1 protein-coding gene is annotated in these 250 nt (G+C 50.8%); it reads left to right on the forward strand.

The window, feature by feature from the left end; all coding sequences use genetic code 11:
• Positions 1 to 250 (forward strand): spore germination protein (locus KVT27_RS25610; protein ID WP_217582275.1); only part of this gene is annotated, 250 nt, incomplete at both ends.

Here is a 250-nt window from a genome sequence, read left to right on the forward strand (position 1 = left end):
CGATCACTGTGGCTGAAATGCAGGAAACGGATTCGCTCGATACCTGCATTCGAGATATTTTATTAGGTAATACCGTGCTGCTCATTGACGGCATTACCGGCTGCATGGTACTCAAGACCAGCCATGTGGAAGGAAGGAGCATTACAGAACCTTCGTCAGAATCGTTGGTCCGGGGCTCGCGGGAAGGCTTTGTCGAGAACATTTCGACCAATGTTTCACTAATCCGGCAGCGGGTCAAGGACCCTTCGTT

The sequence above is a fragment of the Lysinibacillus sp. GbtcB16 genome (assembly GCF_019091145.1).
Taxonomy (GTDB): domain Bacteria; phylum Bacillota; class Bacilli; order Bacillales_A; family Planococcaceae; genus Lysinibacillus; species Lysinibacillus fusiformis.